This window comes from Brevibacillus sp. MER 51, assembly GCF_023714195.1.
Taxonomy (GTDB): Bacteria; Bacillota; Bacilli; order Brevibacillales; family Brevibacillaceae; genus Brevibacillus.
In genome coordinates this window covers 176,212-202,068 of the sequence record NZ_JAMAUS010000008.1, presented here as the reverse complement: position 1 = coordinate 202,068, position 25,857 = coordinate 176,212, and the positions used below count along the sequence as shown (strand labels likewise).

At 48.4% G+C, this 25,857-nt stretch carries 26 protein-coding genes; 5 read left to right on the top strand and 21 right to left on the bottom strand.

From position 1 onward, the window contains the following. Window positions 1–18: 18 nt before the first annotated feature. From sufU to M3630_RS18465, 9 genes are all read right to left on the bottom strand, one after another. On the bottom strand, window positions 19–456 hold the full coding sequence (sufU, locus tag M3630_RS18505) for a Fe-S cluster assembly sulfur transfer protein SufU (RefSeq protein ID WP_251253025.1): 438 nt from the start codon (window positions 454–456) through the stop codon (window positions 19–21). Next, window positions 443–1,669, bottom strand: a complete 1,227-nt coding sequence (locus tag M3630_RS18500; protein ID WP_047073086.1) for a cysteine desulfurase — start codon at window positions 1,667–1,669, stop codon at window positions 443–445. Before M3630_RS18500 ends, sufU begins: the two co-directional genes overlap by 14 nt. Next, entirely contained in the window at window positions 1,669–2,967 is a 1,299-nt protein-coding gene (sufD, locus tag M3630_RS18495) for a Fe-S cluster assembly protein SufD (RefSeq protein WP_047073087.1), read from the bottom strand. The genes M3630_RS18500 and sufD overlap by 1 nt, the downstream gene beginning before the upstream one ends. A 21-nt stretch (window positions 2,968–2,988) precedes the next feature. Then, entirely contained in the window at window positions 2,989–3,777 is a 789-nt protein-coding gene (gene sufC, locus M3630_RS18490) for a Fe-S cluster assembly ATPase SufC (protein ID WP_251253024.1), read from the bottom strand. Window positions 3,778–4,305: 528 nt separating this feature from the next. After that, window positions 4,306–5,889, bottom strand: a complete 1,584-nt coding sequence (pckA, locus tag M3630_RS18485; protein ID WP_251253023.1) for a phosphoenolpyruvate carboxykinase (ATP) — start codon at window positions 5,887–5,889, stop codon at window positions 4,306–4,308. A gap of 292 nt (window positions 5,890–6,181) precedes the next feature. Then, window positions 6,182–7,324, bottom strand: a complete 1,143-nt coding sequence (locus M3630_RS18480; RefSeq protein WP_251253022.1) for a M20 peptidase aminoacylase family protein — start codon at window positions 7,322–7,324, stop codon at window positions 6,182–6,184. Window positions 7,325–7,383: 59 nt separating this feature from the next. Beyond that, window positions 7,384–7,725, bottom strand: coding sequence for an SCP-2 sterol transfer family protein (locus M3630_RS18475; protein WP_251253153.1), 342 nt, complete (start codon window positions 7,723–7,725; stop codon window positions 7,384–7,386). A 449-nt stretch (window positions 7,726–8,174) separates the two neighbouring features. Next, window positions 8,175–8,567, bottom strand: a complete 393-nt coding sequence (locus tag M3630_RS18470; protein ID WP_007726371.1) for a VOC family protein — start codon at window positions 8,565–8,567, stop codon at window positions 8,175–8,177. A 22-nt stretch (window positions 8,568–8,589) separates the two neighbouring features. Next, window positions 8,590–9,030 (bottom strand): hypothetical protein, encoded by a 441-nt coding sequence (locus M3630_RS18465; protein ID WP_007726368.1) that lies wholly within the window; start codon window positions 9,028–9,030, stop codon window positions 8,590–8,592. Between the two features lie 306 nt (window positions 9,031–9,336). On the opposite strand from M3630_RS18465, the gene M3630_RS18460 reads away from it, so the two are divergent. Next, complete coding sequence (locus M3630_RS18460; protein WP_251253021.1) at window positions 9,337–11,391, top strand: methyl-accepting chemotaxis protein; 2,055 nt, start codon at window positions 9,337–9,339, stop codon at window positions 11,389–11,391. A 55-nt stretch (window positions 11,392–11,446) separates the two neighbouring features. Here M3630_RS18460 and gcvH read toward each other — a convergent pair whose 3' ends face one another. The 7 genes from gcvH to M3630_RS18425 all read right to left on the bottom strand — a co-directional run bounded on the left by gcvH (window position 11,447) and on the right by M3630_RS18425 (window position 15,983). Beyond that, window positions 11,447–11,827 carry a glycine cleavage system protein GcvH gene (gene gcvH, locus M3630_RS18455; RefSeq protein ID WP_047073101.1) on the bottom strand — a complete coding sequence of 127 codons (381 nt, stop codon included), beginning with the start codon at window positions 11,825–11,827 and terminating at the stop codon, window positions 11,447–11,449. Window positions 11,828–11,886: 59 nt separating this feature from the next. Continuing rightward, window positions 11,887–12,339, bottom strand: coding sequence for a redoxin domain-containing protein (locus M3630_RS18450; protein ID WP_251253020.1), 453 nt, complete (start codon window positions 12,337–12,339; stop codon window positions 11,887–11,889). A gap of 34 nt (window positions 12,340–12,373) precedes the next feature. After that, window positions 12,374–13,564 carry an aminotransferase class I/II-fold pyridoxal phosphate-dependent enzyme gene (locus M3630_RS18445; protein WP_251253019.1) on the bottom strand — a complete coding sequence of 397 codons (1,191 nt, stop codon included), beginning with the start codon at window positions 13,562–13,564 and terminating at the stop codon, window positions 12,374–12,376. Further along, a complete protein-coding gene (locus tag M3630_RS18440; RefSeq protein WP_251253018.1) occupies window positions 13,561–13,926 on the bottom strand; it encodes an arsenate reductase family protein in 366 nt (121 codons plus the stop codon). The genes M3630_RS18445 and M3630_RS18440 overlap by 4 nt, the downstream gene beginning before the upstream one ends. 58 nt (window positions 13,927–13,984) lie before the next feature. Beyond that, window positions 13,985–14,851: a hypothetical protein gene (locus M3630_RS18435; RefSeq protein ID WP_251253017.1), complete on the bottom strand. Its 867-nt coding sequence runs from the start codon at window positions 14,849–14,851 to the stop codon at window positions 13,985–13,987. 81 nt (window positions 14,852–14,932) lie between these two features. Further along, complete coding sequence (locus tag M3630_RS18430) at window positions 14,933–15,124, bottom strand: hypothetical protein (RefSeq protein WP_251253016.1); 192 nt, start codon at window positions 15,122–15,124, stop codon at window positions 14,933–14,935. A gap of 46 nt (window positions 15,125–15,170) precedes the next feature. After that, window positions 15,171–15,983 carry a DUF2797 domain-containing protein gene (locus M3630_RS18425; RefSeq protein ID WP_173609995.1) on the bottom strand — a complete coding sequence of 271 codons (813 nt, stop codon included), beginning with the start codon at window positions 15,981–15,983 and terminating at the stop codon, window positions 15,171–15,173. A gap of 141 nt (window positions 15,984–16,124) precedes the next feature. Between M3630_RS18425 and M3630_RS18420 the strand changes: the two genes are divergently transcribed. Beyond that, window positions 16,125–16,826 carry a polysaccharide deacetylase family protein gene (locus M3630_RS18420; protein ID WP_106785280.1) on the top strand — a complete coding sequence of 234 codons (702 nt, stop codon included), beginning with the start codon at window positions 16,125–16,127 and terminating at the stop codon, window positions 16,824–16,826. Between the two features lie 59 nt (window positions 16,827–16,885). On the opposite strand, the gene M3630_RS18415 is transcribed toward M3630_RS18420, so the two are convergent. Next, the gene (locus tag M3630_RS18415) at window positions 16,886–17,614 is read right to left on the bottom strand and encodes an amino acid ABC transporter ATP-binding protein (protein ID WP_217367100.1); all 729 of its coding nucleotides are present in this window, start codon (window positions 17,612–17,614) and stop codon (window positions 16,886–16,888) included. 206 nt (window positions 17,615–17,820) lie between these two features. On the opposite strand from M3630_RS18415, the gene sppA reads away from it, so the two are divergent. The 3 genes from sppA (at window position 17,821) to M3630_RS18400 (ending at window position 20,436) form a co-directional block, all read left to right on the top strand. After that, entirely contained in the window at window positions 17,821–18,786 is a 966-nt protein-coding gene (sppA, locus tag M3630_RS18410) for a signal peptide peptidase SppA (protein WP_251253015.1), read from the top strand. A 29-nt stretch (window positions 18,787–18,815) separates the two neighbouring features. Then, a complete protein-coding gene (locus tag M3630_RS18405; RefSeq protein WP_173609993.1) occupies window positions 18,816–19,307 on the top strand; it encodes an RDD family protein in 492 nt (163 codons plus the stop codon). A 118-nt stretch (window positions 19,308–19,425) separates the two neighbouring features. Further along, on the top strand, window positions 19,426–20,436 hold the full coding sequence (locus M3630_RS18400; protein WP_251253014.1) for a CAP domain-containing protein: 1,011 nt from the start codon (window positions 19,426–19,428) through the stop codon (window positions 20,434–20,436). A gap of 62 nt (window positions 20,437–20,498) precedes the next feature. On the opposite strand, the gene M3630_RS18395 is transcribed toward M3630_RS18400, so the two are convergent. From M3630_RS18395 to M3630_RS18380, 4 genes are all read right to left on the bottom strand, one after another. Then, the gene (locus M3630_RS18395; RefSeq protein ID WP_197245029.1) at window positions 20,499–20,651 is read right to left on the bottom strand and encodes a hypothetical protein; all 153 of its coding nucleotides are present in this window, start codon (window positions 20,649–20,651) and stop codon (window positions 20,499–20,501) included. A gap of 132 nt (window positions 20,652–20,783) precedes the next feature. Further along, entirely contained in the window at window positions 20,784–21,968 is a 1,185-nt protein-coding gene (locus M3630_RS18390) for an MFS transporter (protein WP_251253013.1), read from the bottom strand. Window positions 21,969–21,996: 28 nt separating this feature from the next. Then, window positions 21,997–24,081, bottom strand: a complete 2,085-nt coding sequence (locus tag M3630_RS18385) for an ABC transporter ATP-binding protein (RefSeq protein WP_251253012.1) — start codon at window positions 24,079–24,081, stop codon at window positions 21,997–21,999. Window positions 24,082–24,100: 19 nt separating this feature from the next. Continuing rightward, complete coding sequence (locus M3630_RS18380) at window positions 24,101–25,843, bottom strand: ABC transporter ATP-binding protein (RefSeq protein WP_251253011.1); 1,743 nt, start codon at window positions 25,841–25,843, stop codon at window positions 24,101–24,103. Window positions 25,844–25,857: the final 14 nt, after the last annotated feature.

Here is a 25,857-nt window from a genome sequence, read left to right as displayed (position 1 = left end):
CATTTCCCTTACCCATCACTAATCCTGCTCCGCCTGTTTGACACCCTGCTCCAATGCTTTCCAAGCCAGTGTCGCGCACTTGATACGCGCCGGGAACTTGGCTACGCCAGACAAGGCTTCGATATCACCAAGGTCAATCGAATCATCGATTTCTTTGCCTTGCATCATATCGGAGAATTTTTGCGACAGCTCCAGTGCTTCTGCTACTGGCTTGCCTTTGACAGCATCTGTCATCATGGATGCAGACGACATACTGATCGAGCAGCCTTCGCCGAGGAACTTCGCGTCCACCACTTTGCCGTCCTCCACTTTCAAGGAGAGCGAGATGCTGTCGCCACAGGTCGGGTTATTCAAATTCACAATGAGTCCTTCGGATTCTTCCAGCTTGCCGCGGTTGCGCGGTTTCTGGTAGTGATCCATAATGACGCGGCGGTATAAATCATCAAGAGAAGACATTGCCGAAATACTCCTTCGTCTTCTTCAAGCCCGCGATCAGCACATCTACTTCTTCTTCTGTATTGTACAGGTAGAAGCTCGCCCGAGCGGTAGCTGTCACATTCAGCCAACGCATCAGCGGTTGTGCGCAGTGATGCCCGGCACGAACTGCGATTCCGTAACTGTCCAGCACCGTCGCCAGGTCATGCGGATGTACTGTATCCAGGTTGAATGTAATTAAACAGCTGCGGTCCTGCTGTGGGCCGTAAATCTTCAGTCCTTCTATCTCGCGCATTTGTTCCATCGCGTACTTGACGAGATGTTTTTCATGACGCTCGATATTGTCCATACCGATCTCTTCCAAAAAGTCGATTGCTGCTCCCAATCCGATAGCACCTGCGATGATCGGAGTTCCTCCTTCAAACTTCCAAGGGAGCTCCTTCCACGTGGAATCGTACATATCCACGTAGTCGATCATTTCTCCGCCGAACTCCATCGGCTCCACACGCTCCAGCACCTCACGCTTGCCGTACAGGACACCTACGCCTGTCGGGCCTGCCATCTTGTGGGCTGAAAACGTATAAAAATCGCAATCCAAATCCTGGACGTCGATTTTCTTGTGCGGAGCACCCTGCGCTCCGTCAACAAACAAAAGTGCGCCATGCTGATGAGCGATTTGGGCAATTTCCTTGATTGGAGTAGTATCCCCCAATACGTTGGAAACATGGTGAATGGCAACGATCTTGGTATTGTCCGTAATCGTTTCCTTGACCGCCTCCAGAGTAACGGTACCGTCCTCTGCCAGCGGAATGAACTTAAAGGTCGCTCCGGTCGCCTTGGCTGCCTGCTGCCATGGAATGAAATTGGCGTGATGCTCCACCAATGTGGTCACGATTTCATCACCAGGCCCCAGGTACTTGCGAGCATAGCCGTACGCTACCGTATTACAAGCAGAGGTCGTACCACGCGTAAAGACGATTTCTGCGGCTTCACGGGCGTTGATGAAGGCGCGAACTTTTTCACGCGCGCCTTCGTACCCATCTGTCGCTATGTTACCCAAGGTGTGCACGCCACGGTGCACGTTGGAGTTATACTCCCTGTAGTATTTATCCATCGCCTCAATAACCTGAATCGGCTTTTGAGAGGTTGCACCATTATCCAAATAAACGAGCGGATGTCCATTTACTTCCTGGTGTAGGATGGGAAAATATTTCCGAAGCTCCTTGGCGTTCATTAGCCTAACTTCCTTTCAAGCGCCTGACGGAGTCTGTTCTTCACTTCTTCTACTGGAATCTCAGCGACAACTGGCTCCAGGAAGCCGAGAATGATCAGACGTTCTGCGCCTTGACGGGAAATACCACGAGACATCAAGTAGAAGATAGACTCTTCACTAAAACGTCCTACCGAAGCTGCGTGACCCGCTTTAACATCATCCTCGTCGATCAACAGGATCGGGTTGGCATCACCGCGAGATTTATCGCTCAGCATCAGGATGTTTTCCGCCTGTACGCCGTTTGCCTTTTCAGCGCCTTTTTCGATTTTCGTGATACCGTTCAAGATACTCACTGCTTCATCCGTCATAACAGCTTTGCTCACCATGTCAGACTCAGTGTGCGTGCCGATATGCTGAACTTGGGAAGTGAGGTTTTGGCGTTGGGAACCAGTACCTACAGAAATGGATTTGGTCTCTGCAATCGAAGCAGTTCCCTTGAGGATGGTGGTGTTGTTGGCAACGGTATTGCCATCGTTCATCTCACCCAAAATCCATTCCATTTTTCCATCGCGCTCAACCGTTGCACGACGGAAGCTGTAGTCGTGAACGTCTACAGACAGAGAACGTACAGAAGCTACTTGCACAGATGCGCCCGCGCCTACATATACTTCAACTAGGCTGTTCGCAACCATGCTTTTGCCCTCGCCAGATACATATGTGTCCACGTAGGTTACTTTACTGTTCGCTTCTGCCACGATCAATACATGTGGAGCCAACAGAGCGTTGTCGCCTGCGATTTCATACACAGCTTGCAGGGGAACATCTACTTCCACGTTTTTCGGAACGTAGAGGAATACGCCACCATTTACAACTGCCGTATGCAAAGCAGTCAGCTTGTGCTCATCAAGTGCGATGACGTTCAGCAAATATTTTTGCACGAGATCGCCATGTGATTGCAGAGCATCAGCAAAAGTCGTGAAGATCACGCCTTGTGCCTTCAACTCATCGGATACTGCTTGAAAAACAGTAGAAGCATTTTTTTGTACCAACAGGTTTTTCACGCTGTCGACATCGATTTGTGCTTTTACCAAATCGCTGAGTTCATTCGCCGCTGCCACCTTCGCAGTGGTTTGGAACGGATCGAAATCAACGGTATTCCATTTATCAATCTTCGTTTTCTCCAAGGCAGGGAGCGCCAGCTCTCCCGCCGCCTTCAGTCCAGCGAGGCGCTTTTCCAGGAACCAGGCAGGCTCCTGATTAGCTTTGGAGTACTGGGTGATCGCCTCGGAATCGAAGCGTAGCTGTACATCCACACTCATTTCACTGCTGCCTCCTTCATCCTACACGTTGGCGTTTACGGTTTCGTCCTCGATGCCGAGCTCTTCCTTGATCCAGTCGTAGCCTTCTGCCTCCAGGCGTTCAGCCAGCTCAGGACCACCGGACTTCACGATACGACCTTGCATCATGACGTGTACGAAGTCAGGCTTTACATAGTTCAGCAAACGCTGGTAGTGCGTAATAATCAAGAATCCGCGGTCTGCGGAGCGCATTTCGTTTACACCAGCTGCAACGATTTTCAATGCGTCGATGTCCAAACCGGAGTCGATTTCATCCAAAATACAGATGCTTGGCTCCAAGAGCATCATTTGCAGAATCTCGTTACGCTTTTTCTCACCGCCAGAGAAGCCTTCGTTCAGGTAACGGTGGGAGAAAGATTCATCCATTTCCAGGGTGTTCATCTTTTTGTCCATCTCACGGATGAATTTCATCAGGGAGATTTCGTTTCCTTCACCACGGCGCGCGTTGATTGCGGAACGCAGGAAGTCAGAGTTGGTTACACCGCTGATTTCGGACGGGTATTGCATCGCCAGGAACAGACCTGCACGTGCGCGCTCGTCTACTGCCATTTCCAACAAGTCTTCGTCATTGATCAGCACTTCGCCATCGGTTACCTCATATTTTGGGTGACCCATCAGCGTGGATGCCAATGTCGATTTACCGGTACCATTTGGTCCCATGATCGCGTGCACTTCGCCGCCCTTGATCTCCAAATTCAGGCCTTTGAGGATCTCTTTGTCCTCGATACTGGCGCGAAGGTTTTTTATTTGCAAATGCGGTACTGCTGTCATCTGAATTCCCTCCATACACGTCAAAAGTGAGTTGGTAAATTCTCAATCCATTCTCAATAACTATCTTATAATAAGAATAATTATAAATCAAGGAATGAAACATATCTGTATTTTTTATATCATTATATTTAGAAAGTCCGATTTTGCGCATGAATCCCTTCCTAAATATTCTTGCCTCCGCAGCATTTTTCCCTTTGTAACTTTTGGACATACATTTCCGTCCAAATTGCAGGTGCTTTTTGTAAAAAACACCAATGGATAACTCGAAATGGAAGGATCATTTTGAAAAAGAGTAACAAGAAACTTATGTATCGCTATCACTCTATGGAAGGGTTCCCTTCGGAAGCTTACCTGACTCTATTCCGACAGTCAAATGGAAAAGTTGTACCAATCCATTCTTCGAAAGTATTCGATGGCAACAAGTAACGGATAAGCTCAAAACCGTCGGTCATACGTTGACGATTTTTTCTGTTTTCACGAAGAAAAAACGGATAGACCTTATCGTCTACCCGTTTCTTTCCTGTTCGATTACTTTACTTTTGGACCCGCATTTGCAATATCTGCTGCATTCGGGAATTTCTTCTCGAAGTTTTCGATGAAGCGTGCAGCCAGATCAGCTGCTTGCTTGTCGTAATCTTCCTTGTTTGCCCATGTATTGCGTGGTTGCAGAACTTCAGCAGGAACGTTCGGGCAAGCAGTCGGCACTTGTACCCCGAAAATCTCATCAGCTACATAGTCTACTTTTTCCAGCTCACCGTTCAATGCTGCTGTTACCATCGCACGTGTGTAGGACAGCTTCATACGTTGCCCAACACCTACCGGGCCACCAGTCCAACCAGTGTTCACCAGGTATACTTGAACCTTGCGCTCGTCAATCTTCTTACCGAGCATTTCTGCATATACTACTGGATGCAGTGGCAAGAATGGAGAACCGAAGCAAGTAGAAAACTCTGTTTGCGGAGCAGTTACGCCACGCTCTGTACCTGCCATTTTGCTGGTGTAGCCAGACAGGAAGTGGTACATCGCTTGCTCTTTATTCAGCTTGGAGATTGGCGGCAATACACCGAACGAATCGGCTGTCAAAAAGACGATGACATTTGGTTGCCCGCCCACGCCTGGAATCACAGCACCCGGAATTGCTTCTACTGGGTACGCAGCGCGTGTATTCTCTGTATATTTGGTGCTGTCGTAGTCTGCTACACGAGTCGCTTCGTTTACGTCTACATTTTCAAGTACGGTACCAAACTGGATTGCTTTCCAGATTTGCGGTTCGCCTTCTTCAGACAGCTTGACGCATTTTGCATAGCATCCGCCTTCGATATTGAACACGCCATTGTCAGACCAGCCGTGCTCATCGTCACCGATCAAGAAACGGTCCGGGTCAGCAGACAGCGTTGTTTTTCCTGTGCCGGACAATCCGAAGAACAGGGCAACGTCTCCGTCTTTGCCTACGTTTGCAGAGCAGTGCATCGGGAGTACGTTGCGCTCCGGAAGCAGCATGTTCATTACGCTGAAGATCGACTTTTTCATTTCGCCAGCATACTCAGTGCCACCGATCAACACTGTCTTTTGCTCAAAGCTCAATACGATGAAGGTCTCGGAGTTCGTTCCGTGCACCGCAGGATTGGCCTTGAAATTAGGCGCATAGATCACCGTAAATTCTGATTCGTGCGCAGCCAGTTCTTCTTCAGACGGACGAATGAACAACTGACGTGCAAACAGGTTATGCCAAGCGAATTCGTTCACTACGCGGATTGGCAGGCGATAGGTTGTATCTGCACCCGCAAAGCCATCGAAGACAAACAGTTCATCTTTTGATTGTAAGTATTGGAGCACGTCTTGTTGAAGTGCTTGGAATTTTTCAGTACTGATTGGTTGGTTAACCGGACCCCAGTTGATTTTATCGTGTACGGAAGCTTCGTCCACCACAAATTTGTCCTTTGGCGAACGGCCGGTAAACTTCCCTGTTAGCGCATTGAGCGCCCCCTTGTCGGTCAAAATCCCTTCGCCACGCTTCACTGCCATCTCAACAAGATTAGCTACAGGCAAGTTATGATACACTTTCGTAGCTCCAAGAATGTCAGTAAGCTTTTGAACCGTATTGGTTTCCATGTGTGAACGATCTCCTTCCCAAAATGTGTATCATTTATTGTGACTTTCTAATTGTCGCTCGATTTGTAATTAGTATATCACATTTAGCTAAATAAGCTACATAATTTTATAATCTCTTATGGAGAATGTGTGAATAACCCTCCTCATGCGTATTATTCCCCAACAGCAGTATTTTGTCCACAAACCAATCAGTCTATCGACTATTCGTGGAGTACGCAGAGACATTTTCCCCACAAAAAGAGCAACACCAAGAGTTTACTCCCTTAGTGTTGCTCTCACAAGGCATAAAGATTTACGTATTTTCAAACGTTTTTACGACTGTCTGACACAAAATCGCCACACCTTTTTCCAATGCAGAACGGTCAAAATGCATCTGCGGATGATGCAGCCCCGGTACCAAATCGCATCCAAGAGCCAGCATCGTCGCCTTGATATGAGGGCGCTCCACCGTATAGTAGTGGAAATCTTCCGCTCCCGGACTGACAGGCGCCGCTCGCAAATTCTCTTGACCGAGCACATCTACGATCGCCTGCTCCATAAATGCCTTCGCTTGCTCATCGACCTCTGCCGCTACCATGCGAGAACCGGACTCTACCTCTATGCGTGCCTGGAAAGACTCCGCGACTCCGTTAATCATTTGACGAACGCGATTCTCGAGGGTCTCCATCGCCTCATTCGTCTGCGCTCGTAGATCAAGAGCAAAACGCGCCTTGTCCGGAATAATGTTGTAGCTCTCTCCCCCGGCTTGCAGCATAGTCATTTTGACAGTGGCTGGCACCATCGGGTTGATATGTACTTGCCCGAGACCCAAAATAATCGCTCCCGCTACTTCAATCGCATTGATCCCGAGATGCGGTCTCGCACCGTGCGCCGCTACTCCTGTTATTTCTCCATAAAGGAACATAGCTGCTCCGTTGTAGATGGCGGGTCCTGCCGTGCCATTTGCCATCTCCTGAATCGGTCTTAAATGAACACCGTACAAATAATCGATGTCATCGACGACACCCTTCTCCACTAGCTTCAATGCTCCCGTTCCTTTTTCTTCTGCTGGTTGGAACAAAATTTTTAACGTTCCCGGCGGTTGATATCCAGCGGCAACCAATGCTTCTACCGTTTCCACGATCAATGTCATGTGGGCGTCATGACCACAGGAATGATTCGCGCGCCACTCACCGTTCACTTCTTGCCAGAGAGCATCGATATCTGTGCGCAAGCCGACAACTGGCTTTCCTTCGCCCCATTCAGCCACTAATCCTGTACAATCGTCAAAAGTCGTAACACGCAGTCCCAAGGCACGCATGCGCTCCGCCAAATAACGAGTCGTTTCTACTTCCTTCCAGCTTATCTCCGGATTCTCATGCAGATGACGGAATGTTTCGGCAATAGCATCTTTACGTGCAGCAACCGTCTGTTGCAACGACATAACAGTAGACATCAAAGCGCCTCCTCCAAAACCGTTTCTTCCTATTATATCACACCGCCCCATTGGACAGTTCACCGACAGGTTAGTCGCAAAATGGCATCGAGCTTCAATTGGTCGCGCAATGTCCCTGCTATTTGCACCTTTTCTTTGGCTAAAACATAGACGAGCTCATCGCCACCAAAGAGCATGTGCATTTGTTTCTCCCCTCCTCTGATGATCAGATCGGCAGGCTGCTCTTCTGTCCATACATCCCAGGATGCAACGCCTTTTGCTATCGTCAATTGCCACTGTGACCGTGAATCATCCACTACAATTCCGATCCTGCGCTCCCATCCTGCCGTTATGAATCGCAAGTGTGCTTTTCCTTGCAGTCGCTCGCCCAGTTCAAAAAGCAGTCTGCCCATTCCGATCATCTGCACGCCAACCCCTCTCTTCCCAATTGGGTTCGTGGCCTGTGAAGTCGAATCCTTTGGCGAGGAATGAGAGTCACTGTCGGCTGTTGTCAGGGGGAGCATCTTTTTCTCGACATTGTTAGAAAGGCCGTTTGAGCCAACATAGTGGAGGAGAAGAAAAAGCACAGTTCTCTTCGATTCTGACACGCCCGCAAGGAGGATTGACTGCTCGTCTCCACTTAAAAAAGGGAACCGTCGAGCCAAAGCCACCCTACGGGCGGACGTTTCTCAGGGAAGAAGTCTTCGACAACCGGGTACCCTTTTTTAAGTTCCGACTGGGTAGGCGTTGTCAAGGTCTACGAGCCCTGTGCTTTTTCTTCTCATCAGGTTTTGTGTGTTCGTCCCGCACCACAGCAGTAAGATGGCAAAAACAAAAAGCATCCGCTTTACGCAGATGCTTTTCGGAAACACTACTCATCGAACTCGTCTTTATCGAGTCGCACCTCAAGGTGGTGACCATCAGGTGTCTCAAAATACAAATTATAGCTGGTAGGCTGTGTAATTGGGCCACGATAGCAAATATTCTCTGCCTCCAGCTTATCAACCAGATAGTCCAGCTCAGCACGGCTCTGCACAGAGAAGGCGAGATGATCGACTTGCCCTACGCCGCCTTTCCCAGCTTCCCCGCCATGAGGATGAAGACCGATCCGTGTGTATGTGCCAATTTGAAAGTAGACAGGTGCTCCTTCCGTCATATTCTCTTCCGGGATAGGGACTTCCAAAATGTCCTTAAAAAAACGAGCTACCTTCACAACATCACTACAATTCAATGCGATGTGGTGAACGGCTTTCAAATGAAACATTCACACTGCCTCCCACGTCAACTCAGGTCATGCGCTCTTGTGCGACATTAGCTTTTCTTTTATTGTACTGCTTCAATCGCTCGCTTAACCGTCTTAAACGAATCATCAATGCTTCCCGCCAATCGTCATCCTGTAACTCCTTGGCGATCCCGAGCAGATCAAGTGATATATCGATCTGCTGCTTTAACACTTCGGCGAAGCTGGCTGCTTCATCCGTCATGGTACAATTCTCAAACAACTCGGATGTATTGTCAACACTCACAAAGTCAGCAAAATCCACTTCTGGAGCCTGATCTCCCTGAGCATATTCTACTAAAATTTCGTATTCTCCCTCAATACCAGGATGAACCTCAATTCTGTCACATACAGGACAAAACATGATCGGGACATTGTGTACAAGCGTTTTATAATGACGGACTGAGCCTACGGAACCTACCATTCCAGCACCACAACAAAAACTCATATAGTCTCCCTCCCTATTCGCCAAATGAAACGTCCATGTCCGTTTTTTGGTCGAAACTTTGTCTGTATCCGCATTGTAGCGTATATGCCCACTAACTCTCCACCCGCAAATGCTACCAATAAAGGAATCGAAGTAAGATTTGGTTTATCCATTTTACTCGATTTGCTTAGATTCCTGCAACATTTTCTGACTAGTATGAATACTTTACCTCATTTGCCTAAATCCATCATAAAAGGTAGTCTGAATCTATCCGATAATAAGGAATAATAATCATTTTAGCAAAAATTCAAAAAGGAGAGCGGTTTCATGCTTCGTTTTAAAAGTCTTCGTGCTCGAACACTAACCATTACTCTGCCTGTCATTATCTTGACTCTTTTGCTCGTCGTGGGCATCGGTTTCTGGTTCTCTGTCGACCAACTGAATCGGGAAATTGAAGACAAAATGAACTATCAACTAGATATGGTCGCCAGTAATGTGGAAAAGCAACTGGAAGCCCATAGCAAAGTAACGCTGAGTATGGCTCGCTTTATTGAAATGGGTCCTATTACAAATTCGCTGGAGCAGTTAAATTCCCTGCTGTCCAAAACCGTTCTCATTAATGATACGACGGTTGGAATGGGAATTTTCATGGAACCTTACGCTTTTGACCCAAACAAGAAACTCGTTGCTACCTACGGGGCTAAGAACGACGGCAAGGTTAACATTACAGGTGAATACAGCAGCGATTCTTACAACTATCCCAATCAAGACTGGTACAAGGTCGGTATTTCAACCAAGAAGGAAACCGATTATTCCGAGCCGTACTTTGACGAGGTTTCCAAGGTCTCCATGGTGACGGTAGTCGCTCCTTTTTACACTCCGGATAAAAAGCTTCTGGGTGTGGCCACAGACGATATTACACTCACTGACGTGGAAAAGCTCGTCTCCAGTACAAAAGTAGGCGAAACAGGCTGGGCCTTTTTGGTGGATCAAAAAGGGAGATACCTCGCTCATCCTCAAGCGGACAAACTGATGAATCATTCCGTTCAATCTGACGAGAATGCTTCCTTGGCAGCAATCGGTCCTTCTCTTCTGGAAGAGAAATCAGGAATGAAGACGTTTACCGATGAAAATGGCGCCAATCGTGTTTATTTTCAAGAGCTCGGAGATACAAACTGGACAATCGCTCTCGTGATGCCAGAAAAAGAAATTGCTGATCCACTCTATGACTTGTTCTTTGAGCTTTGTACGGTGAGTCTGATCGGTCTGTTGATCATGATTGCTGTCATTTATTACTTCAGTAAATACTTGACCAAACAAATCGATCGCGCGAACCAGCTGGCGCATGCCCTCTCCAGTGGCGATTTTACCGCTTCCATGGATATTCAGACAGCAGATGAGATGGGGGTTATGGCAAATCGCTTCAACTCCATGACGGCAACCTTGCGCGAAACGCTTGGGCAAGTCAGCTTCAACGCTCAACAGGTTGCTGCTACGTCAGAGCAATTGATGGCCAGTGCGGAACAGACGAGCAAAGCAACAGAGCAGATCGCTCAATCCGTTCAAGAAATTGCCTACGGTACGGAGCAGCAAGTGGATGCAACTGTTCAAGGCTATGAGGTCATCAACGAGATTGCCGTACACATCGAAGCAATGGAAAAAGGCATTGAGGATGTCAATCACTCTACACAAGAAGCGAACCGCCAAGCCACAGATGGCAATCAGATGGCAGCCAAAACGGTCGAGCACATGGATGTGATCCATAGCCAAATGGCCAAGACCTCTACCATTGTCAATACGCTAGGCCAACGCTCCCAAGAAATTGGAGAAATGATCTCACTCATCACGACGATCGCCAATCAAACCAACCTGCTCGCTCTGAACGCCGCTATCGAAGCAGCTCGCGCCGGAGAACAAGGACGAGGCTTTGCCGTTGTAGCTGACGAGGTGCGCAAGCTCGCTGAACAGTCCAGCTCCGCCGCCGAGCAGGTCAGTCACATCGTCACAGTGATTCAGCAGGACACAGGCTCAGCAATTGCGGCAATGAATCATGGCGCTTCGATTTTGGGAGAAGGCATGACTCTCGTTCGCTCAACAGGCAATGCGTTTGAACAAATTACCGACTCCACGTCCGGGTTGCTCGTTCGCATGAATGAAGTGACAACGGAAATGAGCAAGATCAGTCAGCAAATGCAAACGATTGTATCCGCCATTACACATATTACACAAATCGCAGAGCAATCAGCTGGCAACTCTCAAACGGTTGCAGCAGCAGCGGAAGAACAAACCGCTTCCATGGAGGAAATCTCTTCGGCTGCAACGATGCTGGCGAAAATGGCAGAAGAGCTTAATGATGCAGTACGAACATTCAAGTTGGAGTAGCCCGCCCATAAAAATAAGAAAAGCCGGAGCACAAAAGCCCCGGCTTTTTTGTTTCCTATTCTTTTACCATCGCTTCGTATTTGTCTGCATCCATCAGCTTGTCCAGCTCAGCTGTATCAGACAATTCGACGACGATCATCCATGCTTGCTCGTATGGCGAAGAGTTAACCAGTTCAGGTGCATCTTCCAGTTCGCCATTTACTTCTACTACTTTACCAGTTACAGGAGCGTACAGTTCAGAAACGGTTTTTACCGATTCCACGCTGCCAAACGGCTCATCCTGTTGGATTGTCGCGCCTACTTCAGGCAATTCGACAAACACGATGTCACCCAGCTCTGATTGAGCAAAAGAAGTGATTCCGATGTACGCCTTGTTTCCTTCTACTCGCACCCACTCATGCTCTTCACTGTAACGTAGATTTTTCGGGAATTCCATCGTTTACATATCCTCCTATCGGGTACAATCCATTACACATACATAATTAGACGAACATTCTAGGATTCCTCTTCGATCCCCAAAATTCTGAACAAGCGTTTTTTTACCAGTTGGAGACCCTTCTCTCCTGCCTGAAAATGACGTAACTGAAGAGCCTCGTCAAACAAATAAAAAGCGGGGACGTATTCATTCTGGAATGCATCGACTGTCTTTCTATCATTATCGATTGCAATAGGGTGTGTCAAATGTTGTTCTGCAATCGCTTTTTTGATCAGCTCGATATCAGTATCTTTTTCCGAATGAGGCGTATGAATTCCAATGACCTTCAAACCGTTAGCAGCGTATTGGTCTCGCCATTCATTTATGCTTGGCATCGATTCCTTGCACATGTAACAACTGACGGACCAGATATGCACCAAAACAGGACTTCCAGCCAAATCAGCTTTGGTTGTTTGCCCGTTGATCCACTCCATAATCCCGGAAAAGTCAGGCATTTCTTCGCGCAAACGCATGAAAGCTCATCCCCTCTTTATTTGACTTCAACTGTTACACACTTGTTTTCATGCGGAGAATCCCGGATTGATCGATGGCAGCCACCGCCTCTAACAGAATATCAGGAGGTTGGACGAGAGCAATTCGTACATACCCTTCTCCTTCTTCGCCGAAGGCACTTCCCGGAACGACCACGACACCGGCTTTCTCCAGTAATGCGAAGGCAAACTCTCGTGACGTCCAGCCGTCCGGTACAGCTGCCCAGACGAACATAGTCGCCTTTGGAGATGGAATGCTCCATCCCGCCTTTGCCAATGCCCCCAGCAGCACATCACGTCGTTCCTGGTAAACGGAGGCGACTGTATTTGTCCTACCCGATTCCCGATCGTTTCGCAAAGCCTCAATGGCCATTTGCTGCACAGGCAAAAAGACACCGTAATCGATATTCGATTTTACAATCGCAAGCGGCTTAATGATGTCTGCGTTCCCTACAACGTAAGCGATCCGGCAGCCTGCCATGTTGAAGCTCTTGGAGAACGAATTAAATTCAATTCCCACTTCCTTCGCCCCTGGCACTTGCAAAAAGCTCGGCGCTTGATAGCCGTCAAACACCATTTCCGAATAGGCCAAATCATGAACCACGATAATGTCAAAACGCTTGGCAAAAGCCACAACCTCTTCAAAAAAGGCAAGGGTAGCGACCGCGGAAACCGGATTATTCGGATAGTTCAGAATCATAAACGTTGCACGAGACGCAATCTCCTCTGGAATGTCTGTCAGCTTTGGCAAAAATTCATTTTCTGCCCGCAGAGGCATCCGGTAAGGTACCGCTCCCGCCAAATAAACACTGCCTTCGTAGATCGGATACCCAGGATCGGGTACAAGTACGATATCTCCAGGATCGGTCCATGCCAAAGCAAAGTGAGCCAAACCATCCTGTGACCCCATCAAGGAATGAACCTCCCCATCTGGCGCCAGCTCCACCCCAAAACGATATTGATACCAGCGGGCGATCTCTTCTCGGAGGGCCGCCGTTCCATCGCTCAATGGATAGCGAAAAGCGCTTGGTTGCTGGATGGCATGGATTAACGTTTGCAGAAGCTTCTCGTCAGGCTGCTGATCAGGACTGCCGATGCTCAAGTCGTATACCGTTTTTGTTTTGGCAACTTCCCTTTTGCGAGCCTCCATCTCTGAAAAAATATCGGCGGAAAGATGGTTCAGTCTCTTGGATGGTTGGCGCATCATGCCTTCCCTCCCCAAGCCTTCTCCAGTTCTTCTTCTTTAAAACCAAGAGTTACGGTACGATCACTTGCGATAAGAGGCCGTTTGATCAGCTTGCCATTGGAAGCCAACAACTCAAGCATTTCATCCTCGGACATTGTAGGCAGCTTGTCCTTCAAGCCCAGCTCGCGGTATTGAACACCACTCACATTGAAAAACTTGCGCAAATCGAGGCCACTTGTCTGCCAAATTTGGCGCAGCTCTTCTTTGGACGGCGGTGCATCGACAATCGGAATTTCTTCGAAGTCAATATTTTGATCCGTGAGCCATTTTTTTGCTTTGCGGCATGTATCACACTTGTTGTATAGATAAGCTTTCATCGTCATATGTATTTCCTCACTTTTGGTTTATGTCGTCGTTTCTTTCATTGTAAAAGAAGTAGACCTAGCGGACAACGGTTACCGTATTGTAAAATGTCACACCAGATTCTGGAGTTTCCGGCACTTCAATCAGCAAGTAATTATTAAGTATGGAACGATCTGCCCCTTCTCCAAATTCATACGTTTGATAATGGACGAGCATTTCTTCCATCCAGATTCTAATTCCCTCAATCTCCACCGAATCTGTTTCGCTCTGCGATGTTTTGATCAAGAGATAGGTTTTGCCGTTTAGAGCGGTGTTAAATGACTGGCCCTGACTGTTTTGAATAAGCGGCTTCGCCCACGCTTGGATTTGCAAATCGGCTTCGGCTAGCTCCATCACACGATAGGTTGGATACATATCTTGCGGCAGCAGGTCTTGCTCTTGCTCTTTCTCTTTCTCTTGCTCTACATCCGTCCTATATCCAGCTGTCATGTTGTACCCTTCTACCGTCCACATTTGATGATGATTACTCCTTTTTTTCATCGTCACCTCGTACAGCATGCCGTCTGTCGTCGCTACAAGGATTCTCCTGGGATTTAATTGACTGCCTATGGTTTGAAAGCTCTCGATTTCTGTTTTCAACTCACTCTGCACAAAACGACGGAGAACTTTTTTGTAGTTATGGTTGTCCGGATCTTTTTGCATTTGTAACAGCTCAGCTTCGTTATACACGAGGCCTACACCCTTGTCGTCTGTCCAATCAAATGCTTCCACAACGGCGTCACGGTCCACCAACTTCTGTCTCACTTGTGTGGGAGTAACCGTCGTTTCAAGTGCTGTTTTTTTCGTATTCATATTTCCAATCTGCCTTGCCCCTATTTCGTACATCCCCCACATGCAACCGATTAGCACCATCGCTACCCAAAAAGAATGCAACCAGACTTGCATACCTCTGCCTCCTCACGTATTCACCGTGCTAAACAAAAAAGACAGCCATGACTGTCTTCTGGCTGTCGTTCATACGTGCTGCTATTGCGGCAAGTTGCTTTCATTGTGCTTGCTTTTCGCAGTCTCTTCTTCATTCGTCCGAGCATCCGGATTTACCTGCCACATTTGCGAAAGCGGCGAGAAGGGCACCCCTAGTTGCTTGGCATTCTGGTCTTCCACAGCCTCAGCCAGTGTCCCGGTCAAAGGCATGGTGTACTCAATGTGCTCATCCATCTGCCATCCTCCTTCACTTGTCCTAGTGTAAGGAGTTTGCAGGTCATTATGCAGACGTTTTAGCTTTAATCTCGACTTGGTATCCAGCGTGCTTTCTCACCTGAAATACACCATTTTCAAAAATCAAATACTGTGCTTTCACACCGATCAATCGCCCGCCGAGCTGTTCTTCTTTATCGAGCGTTTTGGAATTAATTTTATCCAGTGACTCCAAGATCGGATAAGCAATATCTACCCATTCGTCTTCGCGATATTGGAATGCTTTAAACTGTTCAGGAAAATGACCGTACACTTCGTCCCGCATGGCGAGCAAGTCGATTTCCTTCACATCTCCCTTGAGCATTTTGCGCCAGTTGGTCTTGTCCGGCAAAAACTGACTCAAGTGAAATTCAAGCTCCCCAGCCATTCGACGAGTCGGAACCTCCGCAATCGGAATCGCGCGAATTGCGCCTTGATCTACCCAGCGTCTCAATTCATTATGCTTGCGAGTCAATCCTACCTTTATATCACTCGACACTGCCAGATAGACAAAATGAGGAATCATGCAATATCTCTCGCCAAAGCTCTCATCCCGGCAAGTCCCCAAGTCAAAATGACATTCATGCGGCTTGACGATGCACAGGTCATTTTCCGGAAGTTTGGTAAAACAGGGATAGCAATACCCGCTGTTAAACGTCTTGTTTGTTTTTCGGCCACAGGCAATGCAGTTTTTTTCGCCTAAAAACGAAATCGTCAATTCACTGCCCAGCCATTCGTTAAGCGGAAGGCGATCGTCACCGATATTCAAATAGTAGTCTACCGGCTTGTCCCCTCCATGGTACTCGTGTGTTAGTCCTTGCAAAATACCGCGGAGTTCCACCAAACTCTCTCCTCTCCTATGTACGGTTCTTCCATTTTAACATAATCGCCACCTACTCTGACCGCTGTTTTCTTTTGGTAGCATGTTTTCCCTGGCAGGAGGTGAACCTAATCACATCCCAGAAGAAGGAGGCGATTGTTCATGCGCAAATGCATACGGTACGCCTTGCTACTCGCCTGCCTTCTTGGCTACGGCACCCTACCTGCTTTTGCCCAGCAAACACTGCCTTCATATGAGCCGATCCACAGAATCGACACAGAGAAAAAGGTCGTCGCTCTCACTTTTGATGATGGGCCAGATGCTATCTATACGCCCAAAATTCTTGAGGTGCTGCATCAGTACAACGTTCGCGCTACGTTTTTTGTCCTTGGCTCCCAAGTGGACAAGCATCCAAAGGTCATGCAGTGGATTTACAAGGCTGGGCATGAAATCGGCAACCACGGCTACCACCATTTTGATCTGAACAAGCTGACCGAGCATGAAGTGTACGAAGAAATCAAGCATGCAGAACGCTCCATTTTGAAGACGACCGGCATTTTGGCGCAATACTACCGTCCTCCCTACGGCATCCTGACACATGACGTCATGAATGCGGTTCAATCCAGTGGCTACGACATCATTCACTGGTCGATTGATCCTCGTGATTGGTCTTTGGCACGCACGGCTAACGTCATTGCCAAAAGCGTCAAGAGTAATGTCTCCTCCGGCGATATCATCCTGTTCCATGATGGGGGCTTAAACCAACGGCAAACAGTCGCTGCACTCCGGGAGCTCATCACGGATTTGCGTTCGCAGGGCTATCGATTTGTCACGGTTAGTCAATTGTTGGATGCTGCAAAATAATACGGCACCAGTGCCTCGTTTTTCATGATACGAAACGAAGCAACTGGTGCCCTTCTTTTTTACGCCAATACCTTGCCCAAGAACGAACGCAAGCGATCGTTGACGTTATTGCCAAATACCTCACTGGGATGACCTTCTGCCATGATGATACCTTGATCCATAAAAATGATTCGGTCGCCCACTTCCTTGGCAAAATTCATTTCGTGCGTCACAATCACCATTGTCATGCCTTCTTTGGCTAAATTTTTGATGACGGCAAGCACCTCTCCCACCAGTTCTGGGTCCAGAGCGGATGTCGGCTCATCAAACAGCATCACCTTTGGATTCATGGCGAGCGCCCTTGCGATTGCCACTCGTTGCATCTGCCCCCCAGAAAGCCGCTCGGGATACACATCGGCCTTGTCCTGAAGCCCTACCTTCTGCAAAAGAGCCAAGCCTTGCTTGCGGGCTTCTTCCTGAGACATCTTCTTTACTTTTACAGGGGCCAGCATGACGTTTTCCAGCACCGTTTTATGCGGAAAGAGATTAAAGCGCTGAAAAACCATCCCGACCTCTTCTCTCACTTTATTGATATCGGTTTTGGGGTCTGACAAATCATGGCCGTTGATGACAATCTTTCCGTTGCTCATGTCCTCCAACTGATTCAAGCAACGTAGAAACGTGCTTTTGCCCGAGCCTGACGGTCCAATGACACAGACTACTTCCTTTTCTGCTACCTGAGTCGTAATGCCCTTTAATACTTTCAGATCGCCGTAGTTCTTCGTCAAATTCGACACCTGTATAATCATTTGTCTGTCCCCCTATTGCGATAAAACAAGCTTGATTGTAATTCTTGCCCTCCATTTTACCGCAATAGTCAAAAAATTGCATGAATTTACTGTTCAGTTGTTGGAAGCCAGCCTTATGTACGATTAGCTTCATCCCATTTTTTCCAGTGCTTGTCGCATGCGTAACTATGCTCCCGGCGGCTCATTCTAAGTGTGAGGTGGTTTTCATGCATCGAAAAAAATGGATTGCTCTTGTAATTGTACTGGCCGTTTTTCTATTAGGGCTTTTGGTGGAAGGGATTTACGGGACTTATACAGATCTCGTCGACCATCCCGGGTTCGCTTGGGAAGAAAATGTGGTATCGGGCTATGGCAACAGCAAAATTGTGCAGCTGTTTGTGAACGGCGTTATTTCGGGGCAACAGAATAGTGCTGGGGTACCTTCGATGACAGAGCTATTAACAGAACAGCTGCGCCGAATTGAAGAGGATGATCTGGTGAAAGGCGTGGTCCTTCGCATTGATAGTCCAGGTGGAGAAGTCGTCGCTACCGATGAATTACACAGACGCTTGTTGCGGCTCAAGCAGGTCCGCAATCTTCCCATCGTCGTCAGCATGGGTTCCACGGCAGCCTCTGGCGGCTATTACTTGGCCACGACAGGCGATGCGATTTTTGCCAATCCCAACACACTGACCGGCAGTCTCGGCGTGATTTTCAATCTGTTTAACTATAGTGAAGCCGCGAACAAGCTGGGTGTGCATCAATACGCAATCAAAAGCGGACGCTTCAAAGACATCGGCAGTCCATCCCGGCCGCTGACGGACCCAGAACGGCAAATTTTCCAAACACTCTTCAACGAAAGCTACAACAATTTCGTCGACGTCATCGTCAAGGGCCGCAACCTCTCCCGTCAACGCGTACTGGAAATCGCTGACGGCCGCGTTTATTCCGGTGAGCAAGCAAAACGCCTGGGACTCATCGATGAATTCGGTGATTTGGAGGAAGCGACACGCTACGCGCTTTCTTTGTCTGGAGAAAAAGAAGCCATGGTCATCCGCTATGCAGACCAGCTCTCCATCAGCAAGCTGTTATTCAGTATGAAGCAGTACTGGTCGAATCCTGATCCGCTTGGTCTCAATCGAATATGGGACCGTCAAAGCTCCCCTCGCCTCTTGTATCAATTCATGCCTTAGCCTGTTATTACGGAAAGGAGTGGCTTATCATGAACCAGCTTCCCGACGAAGAAAAAGCACGTGAGCCTGATTCCTTTGAGCCATATTCAGAAGCCCATCCACAACATTTGTACGCTGGCTTCTGGATTCGTGTGGTGGCCTCGCTCCTTGATTCGATGTTCTTGATTGGGGTTAGCTACCTCATTTTCAATCCGTTGCGTCGTGTTTTTGCCGTCCCTTACGCCTCTTTTCCGTTCATAGATTTGTTGGAGATTTTGTTTGATCTCCTCTATATGATCATGCTGACCTGGTGGACCGGACAAACCTTGGGAAAGCTGATCACAGGCATCCGTGTCATCAGTGCCAAGCAGACGCGAGGCAATCTGACAGGTGGACAAGTATTATTACGGGAAGTCATCGGCAAATTCCTCGCTTCGCTCGTATTCGGCCTGGGCTATCTATGGGTTGCATGGCACCCACGTAAGCAAGGGTGGCATGATCTGATCGCCAAAACGTATGTCATCCGGGATCGTCGACCATAACCTCCGCTCCATTGCGGGGGTTTTTATTTTTGCTTCCTTGGTCCCTATTTTTGTAGAAGCTTCCTGCCGATACCATTACCAACAAGGCAGATTCTATCCCAACCGAGGAGGAAGATACATGCGTAAACACAAAGTAACCAGCATCCTCGCCCTGAGCCTTTCGCTGGCTCTGCTCGGCCACGTTGCCCCTGTCCTTCCTGTTTCAACTGCAACGGCTGCCCCTCAAGCAACAGCCGTTAAAACGAATAATGTCTATAACCTTCAACTAGGGATGAGCACAGCGCAGGTAGAACAAACACTAGGCAAGCCTGCTCGCATTGATCCTAGTCATACGGGTGTGGAATGGTGGATTTACAATCAGGATTTGAACAACTACATTCAAGTCGGCATGCAAAACGGCAAAGTCGTGACATTGTTTACCAATGGCGCCAAGCTGAATCTGAATGGTATCACGATTGGATCCACTACTAAAGACCTACAAAATAACTGGGGTGCACCGCAAGAAACACTGACGATCATCCCAAGTCTGCGTATCCAAAAAAATACCCTTGCTCACCCGACCTATATCCAAAACAATCAGGCGATCACCTTCTCTATCGATCAGCTGGGTGGAAATAAGGTCGCAGGAGTGCGCATCTCTACTCCTGAGCATTTTGCCACCATTGCGATTGGCTTGATGTATCCCATTTCCTATACAAAGTTACCTGAACTGCCGAAACTGGCAGACGTACAAATAAAACAAGCAGCGCTTGCATACGAGAAACAAAATTTGGACTTGCTCAACGTCGCAAGGCAACGTGCCAAGCTGTCGGTTGTCACTTGGGATGAACAAGTTGCAGCAGTGGCCAGAGCCCACAGCCAAGACATGGCCCAGCATAACTTTTTCAACCATACCTCCCCATCTACGGGTAGTCCGTTTGATCGTTTGAAGAAAGCTGGCATTCGTTACAGCTCTGCTGGTGAAAATATTGCCTACGGACAGCTAGACGGGGTCGAAGCCCACATAAGCTGGATGAACTCCGCAGGTCATCGTCAAAACTTGCTCTCTCCAAAATTCAAGCAGCTCGGTGTCGGTATCGTTATGAAAGACGGCCGCCCGTATTTCACGCAAAATTTTGTTACTCGCTAACACTACAGCAAAAAGACACGCCATCGTCAGTGGCGTGTCTTTTCGTGAACACAAGGGCAAAGCTATGGCTGCGAAGTTGCATTTGTAGTAGCAGGTGCAGGTGCAGACGGTTTCGGAGCCTGATCGTCATCTGAGAAAAACGGGATGATTACCAGACTAAGCACGAAAAATAAGATCCAGGCAATGCCTCTTCTGAAAATGCAAGGTGTCAGCATCGGGTAACCCCTTCCAATCATGCTGTTCTACTTACTATTCATACGCTTCCCTCCTTGGTGCCCGTTTATGCTTTTTTGGGCAAAAAATAAAAGCCTCGCCAAAAACTTGGCGAAGCTTATCCCTCATGGTTCTTACCCCTGTTTTTGCAACGGCATTGAATACGCCTGTTCCTGGGTTGCTTTTTGCTTGAAAAACAGGCAAGCTGCCGCGAAAACAATGAGCAGCGATCCCATCAGCCAAAAGATCGTCCACGGCTCCCACACGTCCATCAGCAGGCCATTCACATTCGGAGCCAAAATACTGGCGACACCAAAATTGACGCCCGCGATGATTCCTGCGGTAGGAACCATCGATGCTGGTAAAATATCTGCCGAAAAAGCCAAGCCCAGCGAGTAAAAGGAACCAACAGCCGCTCCTGCTATGGCCAACAACAGCATCATCAGCCATACGTTTTCACCTGCAAACGGGAACAGGAAGAAGGCCAATCCTCCTAAAAGCGCACACACGAGCATGACCTGCTTGCGTCCTACACGGTCACTCAATGCCCCCAGCGGCATCTGCAAGATAATGCTTCCCACGACAAACGACGGAAGGATCAAGGAAACCCATTCAACGGACAAGCCGGTACGCAACGCGTAAACAGGAAAACTGCCGTTGAGTGACGTCTCCATGAATCCGTACAAAAACGAAGGAATCAGCGCCAGCCAGGCAAGTCGCAAGACAAACGCATATTTGTTTTGCTTCTTTTCCGTTTGTTCGATCTGTGCCGGGAATTCATTTTTGATCCGGGATAATAATAAGAAGGCAATCAGATACAGAACGAGCAGACCGCCAAAAGGTACCCAAATCCCCAAATGCAGCACGCTTAAGCCTAGTGGACCAACACTAAAGCCCACGCCATATGCCAACCCGTAAATGGAAAGATCACGTCCACGATTCTCCGGAGCTGCGATCTTGGTCACCCACATTTGGCTGGCATAATGTAAACCACTATCGCCCACACCCATCAGTAAACGCAATACGAACCAGACCGCCAAATGACTGAACAGCGGGATGAGCGCTGTTGCGATTGTCACTAACAGCAATCCCCATAATATCGTGGCCCGGTATCCAATGCGCCGCAGTGGGATTTCCAAAAATGGATTGACCATGACCATCCCAATATACAAGGCAGCGGCGTTGAGTCCGTTCATCACGGATGAAACACCTTGTTTTTCCAATAAAACCGTCAGCATCGGGATCGTCAAGCCTTGGCTCACCCCCGCAATACCGACAACCAAAATCAACACCCAAAAGGTGTAACGTGACTGTGACATGGTGTTGTTTCTCCTCCCCAGCCCCCTACTAAGCACTCTCTACGGAAGCACTCCCCTGCTGAAGCTGATACATTTTTTGATAAAGACCATTTTGCGCCATGAGTTCATCATGGGTACCTCGTTCCATGATTTCTCCACGGGACAAGACAAGAATCTGGTCGGCGTGCTGAATCGTCGACAATCGATGTGCAATGATGAATGTCGTCCTACCTTTTGATAGTACATGCAACGCTTCCTGAATGGCTAGCTCGGTTTCACTGTCAATGCTTGCCGTTGCTTCATCCAAGATCAACATCGCGGGATCAGCAGCCAATGCACGTGCAAAAGAGATCAATTGGCGTTGACCTGCGGATAGTGTCATGCCTCGCTCGACGACTGGCTCGTCATACCCGCCCGGCAGCTTGGAAATGAATTCATCAGCACGGACGGCTTTTGCAGCCCGCTTCACTTCTTCATCCGTAATCGTATCCTTGTACATACGAATATTGAATCCAATGCTTCCCGTAAACAAGAACGGGTCCTGCAAAACGAGACCGACATGACTGCGCAATGAGTGCGTATCAATCTGTCTCATATCTTGTCCGTCGATCAAAATGCTCCCTTTCGTCACCGGATAGAACCCGAGCAGCAAATTCATCAAAGAGCTTTTTCCCGATCCGGTGTGCCCTACCAGCGCAATCGTTTGACCAGGCTGAGCCGTAAAGGAGACGTTTTTCAAGATATAATCGTCACCCTGATAGGCAAAAGAAACGTTATCAAAGACAACCTTTCCACGCGGGCGCTCGATTTGTGCACCCGTTTCTTTCTTCTCCGGCCTCTCATCCATAATTTCGAAGACACGTCCCGCCGAAATAGTCGCCTGCTGCATTTGCGACAACCGATTCATGATCATGTTGATTGGTTCGAAAAAACGTCCCATGTAATCGACAAAAGCAAAAAGCGCCCCGAAGGAAATCGCGCTATAGAAGGAAGTTGAGCCGTAATACCAGACGATCAGGGTCAAGGAAACTTTCCAGATCAAATCCACCGCTGGGCGCAAAAGCAAGGATTCGAGGTTGATTTCTTTCATCCGCACCTTGAAGTAGCCTTCGTTTACATCAGCAAACTCCTTTTGTACACCTTTCTCCCGACGAAAAGCCTGCACGATCGTCATGTTTTGGATCATTTCATTGATCGTTGTGTTCATATCACCGAGCTTCGCGCGAATCACCGCATAGTAGCGAGAGCTGTACCTTTGATATACGTAGACTAACAGAACGAGCACTGGCACCGTCAAAAAGCAGAAGAGGGCGAGCTCAGGCTGCAAAAGGTAGAGCGCGATCAAGATTCCAATCAAGTAAAGACCGTTCTGTACAAATGTGGCGAGCACACTTACATACAGCTCACGGATGGCTTCTGTATCATTGCTCACACGGGAGACAAGCGCACCTACTGGCGTTTTGTCAAAAAAGGCAACCGGGAGCTTTTGCAAATGGATAAACAGCTTCATCCGCATTTGCTGAATGATGCGCTGGGCGATCTTTTGTAGCCACAAAATCTGGACGTAGTTGAAACCAGCTGAGAGCAAGATCAGTGCTCCATAACCTACGGACAGCCAGACAATAGGCAAGACATCCCCTTGATACATCTCCTTGACTTCCTCTGCGGTCAGCCGAATGCCTGTGGAGGTCATCTTTTGACCTGATTGATCCTTCGTTGTTACCTCGAAGCGTTCCCTGCCGTTTTCTGGCGTAATCAGGGTGAATTGCTTCTCTGTGTTTGGATTCACTTTGCCGGAAACCAGGTAATAGGTCGTGCCTTCAGTCAGTACCGTTACTTCTTTTTGATTGATCCTGTCCAAAGCAAGACCCGTCTTCGCTGCGACATCTTCACGAATATAGTTCGTACCGTTCAATGAGGCGACTTGCACCGCTGCTTGTGGTGGCACTTCGTCCAGTTGATACCAAGGCTTTTGGATCGCCAGAATGTGATTATCAATCATGACCTTGGCTAAAAAAGGACCCGCCAGCTCTGCACTCGTCCCCAGCAAGAGCAGGAACAGCGCGCCCAGTATTTGCTTTTGAAATGGCCTGGCGTACTCGGTCAAACGCCCCCATACATTTTCTTTGCTCATGAAACGCTTTCCCCCTCTCTCAACCAGCCACATCCTGTTCCATTTGCTGACGACGGTACTGCTCTGCATACCAGCCGTTGCGCTGCATCAGCTCATCATGTGTCCCCCGCTCGACGATCTGCCCCTCATCCAGCACGAGAATCAGTTGAGCGTGCTGTACCGCAGACAGACGATGGGCCGTAATAATGGTCGTTTTATCCGCGCGCTCCTGTCGCAAATGACGAAGAATGCTTTCCTCCGTCCGCGCATCCACAGCCGATAAAGAATCGTCGAGAATCAGAATACCCGCATCCATCAAAAGCGCACGTGCAATGGAAATGCGCTGTTTTTGTCCCCCGGAGAGGGTGACCCCCTTCTCTCCAACCATGGTTTGCAATCCATCTCTGAATTGCTCCAGATCTCTCTTCATCTCCGCAAGCTCCAGCGCATGCATCACTTCCTCGGTCGTCGCTTGTGGTTTTCCGAATGTAACATTTTCTGCAATCGTCCGTGAGAACAGCAAATGCTCCTGAGGCACGTAGCCGATTTTTTCCCGCAGCGTATCAAAAGCAAGTTCTTCAATCGGGATGCCCCCGATAAATAGGGCATGTTCCTGCATCTGATATTGATGCAATAAGGCACGGCACAACGTCGACTTGCCGCTTCCTGTCCGTCCGACAATCCCAAGCGTCTCTCCTTCATCCAAACGAAACGAGATGTCGGTGAGTGCCGGCTTGTCAGTGCCCGGATACGTAAAGGAAAAATGGCGTGCTTCCACGGTATTGGCGATTTGACTCGTGACCGGATTCGCTGCCTCTGTCACATCTGGCTGCTCCACCATTAGCTCTGTAAAACGCTTATGGGATGCGCCACCGCGCTGCAACACATTGACCAGCCAACCAAAGGCGAACATCGGCCAAATTAAAAGTCCCAAGTATAAATTGAACGCAACCAAATCCCCTAAGGAAATGGCGCTGGTGAACACCAAATACGTCCCATAGCCCAGCCCGATCAAAAAGCTGAAGCCAATAATAATCGCGATCGTCGGCTCGAACAGGGCGTCGATCCGCGAAACGCTCACATTTCGCTCCAACGTTTTCTCACTAACCCGGCGATATGCCTCGATATCGGCCTTTTCCTGAACAAATGCTCTCAATACCCGAACGCCCGATACGGATTGTTGAACATGATCATTCATCTCTCCGAAGGCTTCCTGCGCCAAGTAAAAACGCTCATGCAGCAGCCTTCCATAGTACGCTGTTGACCAAGCCAAAAACGGCATCGGGATCAGTGCAGCCAGTGTCAGCTTCCAATCAATTGCTGTTACCATGACGCCTAGTGTTAACAAGGTCATGAACAACGCATCGACAAGCGTAAGCACCCCTGTACTCGCCGTTTGTTCTATGGCAGGAATGTCGTTGGTGGCGACAGCCATCAGATCGCCACTGCGTTTGCGATGAAAAAACGACGGGGTCATTCTGGTCAAATGGGCAAACAGTCGCTCGCGCAACGTCCTCTCGAGAATTAAAGCTCCTCCATTTAACAAATACCGCCAGAGAAACCGCAATCCATACAAGCTAACACCCAATACGAGCAAGATGACCACTGTTTGCGTCAAATCAGCGTCCGTCAGGGAACTGTTGCGAATCGAATCCACCGTGTCCCCGATTAATTTCGGCGGCCAAAGCATGAGGACGTCGATGATAAACAGCACAGCGATTCCAATGACGTACCGTTTCCAATAGGCGCGGAAAAACCAAGATAATTGCCGAAGTGTCTGCATGTATTTCACCTCTA